Genomic DNA, 3,435 nt, shown 5'->3' with positions numbered 1-3,435 from the left:
GACTTGCGCTCCCCCTGTACCGAGGAGATCGCCGTGTTTCAGGCCTTCTCGCGCATTATTCGCGAGGCGGGCAAGCGCTTCGTGGTGATGGATACTGCCCCCACCGGCCACACCCTGCTGCTGCTCGACGCCACCGGCGCCTACCACAGGGAGATCGCTCGCCAGATGGGAAACAAGGGGCTGCACATCACCACCCCCATGATGCAGTTGCAGGATCCCAAACAGACCAAGGTGTTGATTGTGACGCTGCCCGAGCCGACGCCAGTGCAGGAGGCGGCCAATCTGCAGGCCGATCTGCGCCGGGCTGGCATCGAGCCCTGGGGCTGGCTCATCAACCACAGCTTGCAGCAAGCCGCGGTCAGCTCGCCGCTCTTGCAACTGCGGGCCGAGCGCCAGTTGCCCCATATCGAGGCGGTCGAGCAGCAACATGCCAGCCGCTTCGCCGTGGTGCCGCTGCTCGCCGAGGAGCCGGTGGGGCCCGATGCCCTGCGCCGTCTCTGCCAGCACCATTGAGTCGCCGCCCCGGCCTGCTGCCGGGGCGGCTTGAATATGCCGTTACTTGTTATAAACCCGTGTTTTGAACCAATAGAAGATGCGAAATTGCGCCGCATCGGGAGCTGTGATGTCTGCAACATGTGATGCCAAGGCCGTGCCTGCCATCGGCTTTTTTGAACGTTATCTGACCGCCTGGGTCGCCCTCTGCATTCTGGTGGGGATTGGGCTTGGGCAGGGGTTGCCGGATCTCTTCAAGGCGATCGGTGCCATGGAGGTGGCCAAGGTCAACCTGCCGGTGGGGCTGCTGATCTGGGTGATGATCATCCCCATGCTGCTCAAGATCGATTTTGGCGCCCTGCATCAGGTGAAGGGCCACATGAAGGGTATTGGCGTCACCCTCTTTATCAACTGGCTGGTCAAACCCTTCTCCATGGCCTTCCTCGGCTGGCTCTTTATCCGCGTGCTGTTTGCCGACTGGCTGCCGGCAGATCAACTTGACAGCTATGTGGCGGGGCTGATCCTGCTGGCGGCGGCCCCCTGCACCGCCATGGTGTTTGTCTGGAGTCGCCTCACCAACGGCGATCCCTACTTCACCCTGTCGCAGGTGGCGGTGAATGACCTCATCATGGTGTTTGCCTTCGCGCCGCTGGTGGCGCTGCTGCTCGGGGTCTCCAGCATCATAGTGCCGTGGGATACCCTACTCACCTCTGTGGTGCTCTATATCGTCATCCCTGTCATCATCGCCCAGCTGCTGCGCAAGGCTTTGCTGAAAAAGGGAGAGGCCCATTTTGACGGTGTCATGACCCGCATCCAGCCCTGGTCGGTGGCGGCCCTGCTGCTCACTCTGGTGCTGCTGTTTGCCTTTCAGGGCAACGCCATCATTGAGCAGCCGCTGGTTATCGCCCTGTTGGCGGTGCCCATTCTGATCCAGGTGCTGTTCAACTCCGGGCTCGCCTACTGGCTCAACCGCAAGGTGGGGGAGAAGCACTCGGTCGCCTGTCCTTCCGCCCTGATCGGTGCCTCCAACTTCTTCGAGTTGGCGGTGGCCGCCGCCATCAGCCTGTTCGGCTTTCACTCCGGCGCGGCGCTCGCCACCGTGGTCGGGGTGCTGATTGAGGTGCCGGTCATGCTGTTGGTGGTGCGGGTGGTTAACGCCAGCAAACCCTGGTATGAAGCGGGGTTGGGCCGTTAACTGATGGCCGCTAACAGCTGGCCGCGAACTGATGCTATCGATTTTATATTCACTTGATTAATGAGAGACACGCAAATGAGTGCAATCACCATCTATCACAACCCGGAATGTGGTACCTCCCGCAACACCCTGGAGCTGATCCGCAACAGCGGCGTGGAACCCACTGTCATCCACTATCTGGAGACGCCACCCTCCCGTGACCAGCTGGTGGCGCTGATCGCTGCCATGGACATGCCGGTGCGCGATCTGCTGCGCAAGAACGTGCCACCCTACGAGGCGCTCGGTCTGGCGGAAGATCGTTTCAGTGATGATGAACTGATCGATGCCATGCTGGCTCACCCCATCCTCATCAACCGTCCCATCGTCGTCACGCCGCTTGGCACCAAACTGTGCCGTCCGTCGGAAGTGGTGCTCGATATATTGCCCGATCAGCAAAAAGGGGCCTTCGCCAAGGAGGATGGCGAGCAGGTGGTGGATGCGAGCGGCAAGCGCCTCAAGTAATCATCTGAGTACTCAAGTACGGGTTGAAACAGGGCCAGCTTCACGTTGGCCCAGTTTCGTTGTGTGAACAAGAAAAAGTTATTCCGGCCAATCGTTTTACCGCTTTTTCTGTGACGATGATCACTGTACCATCGCCGCCCGACCTGCCACCCGGCCGCATCTCCCCCTGCGACGGCGCTGGCGTCACCCGATACATGCTGTCACCCGGAACGTGAATGACCCCAGGATGGGACCCGCCACTAACCTGTAGGTTTGTGGTCTGCGTGTCGCGTGGGTCGGCACCTTTTCCGCCGGATCTCCCGCGACGCCTGTCTGCAGACTTGCCATATGAAACTCCTCTCTTCATAGGTGCAAGATGACACTGTTATTGAGTCTGGTCGGTATGCTGGCCCTGATGTTTATCGCCTGGCTGGCGAGTGAAAACCGCCGAGCCATCCGCTGGCGAACCGTGCTGGGTGCGCTCGCCCTGCAAACCGGTTTTGCCGCTCTGGTGCTCTATTTCCCCCCCGGACAAATCATGCTCGGTGCCATGAGCAATGGCGTCTCCGCCCTGCTCGGCTTCGCCGACAGCGGCATTCGTTTCGTGTTTGGCGATCTCGCCAGCAACGGCTTTATCTTCGCCGTGCGGGTGCTGCCGCTGGTGATCTTTATCAGCGCGCTGATCGCCGTGCTCTACCACTTCGGCATCATGCAGTGGGTGATCCGGGTATTGGGCGGCGCCGTGCACCGCCTGCTCGGCACCAGCCGCGCCGAATCCCTGGTGGCCACCGGCAATATCTTCCTGTCGCAAGGGGAGTCGCCGCTGCTTATTCGTCCCTTCCTCGCCGGTATGACCCGTTCCGAACTCTTTGCTGTGATGACCTGCGGCATGGCCTCGGTGGCGGGCTCGGTTCTGGGCGGTTACGCCGGTCTGGGTGTGGATCTGAAATACCTCATTGCCGCCTCCTTTATGGCGGCGCCGGGTGGCCTGCTGATGGCCAAACTGCTGGTGCCGGAGCAGCAGCAGGTGAGCGATCAGACCGAGATCACCCTCGACAAGAGCGACTACAGCAACGCCATTGACGCGCTGGCGGGCGGTGCCATGGGCGGCATGAAGATCGCCGTAGCCATCGGTACTATCCTGCTGGCCTTTGTCAGCGTCATCACCATGATCAACGCCGGTCTCACCACTGTCGGCGAGTGGTTCGGCTGGGCCGATCTCTCCCTGCAGCAGCTGCTTGGCTATCTGTTTGCCCCGGTGGCCTGGC

General features: G+C 61.0%; 4 protein-coding genes. All 4 read left to right on the top strand.

The annotated features are described in order from the left end of the window. The coding region (locus tag AACS18_RS22995; protein WP_308810814.1) for an ArsA-related P-loop ATPase at positions 1-513 on the top strand (513 nt) is incomplete at its 5' end. Between the two features lie 109 nt (positions 514-622). Further along, entirely contained in the window at positions 623-1,687 is a 1,065-nt protein-coding gene (gene arsB / locus AACS18_RS01735; RefSeq protein WP_019445633.1) for an ACR3 family arsenite efflux transporter, read from the top strand. Between the two features lie 75 nt (positions 1,688-1,762). Continuing rightward, positions 1,763-2,188 carry a glutaredoxin-dependent arsenate reductase gene (gene arsC, locus AACS18_RS01730; RefSeq protein ID WP_080741219.1) on the top strand — a complete coding sequence of 142 codons (426 nt, stop codon included), beginning with the start codon at positions 1,763-1,765 and terminating at the stop codon, positions 2,186-2,188. Between the two features lie 355 nt (positions 2,189-2,543). After that, positions 2,544-3,435 (top strand): NupC/NupG family nucleoside CNT transporter (locus AACS18_RS01725; protein ID WP_108613542.1); only part of this gene is annotated, 892 nt, incomplete at its 3' end.

Source organism: Aeromonas sp. HMWF015 (genome assembly GCF_963878965.1).
In the GTDB taxonomy this organism is placed as follows: Bacteria; Pseudomonadota; Gammaproteobacteria; order Enterobacterales; family Aeromonadaceae; genus Aeromonas; species Aeromonas veronii.
The sequence above is the reverse complement of the archived record's forward strand: the minus strand, read 5'-3'. Positions and strand labels throughout refer to the sequence as shown.

Excerpts from the sequence above, each read along its gene's own strand:
- arsB (WP_019445633.1), top strand. The coding sequence starts at position 623 with ATGTCTGCAACATGTGATGCCAAGGCCGTGCCTGCCATCGGCTTTTTT.
- arsC (WP_080741219.1), top strand. The coding sequence starts at position 1,763 with ATGAGTGCAATCACCATCTATCACAACCCGGAATGTGGTACCTCCCGC.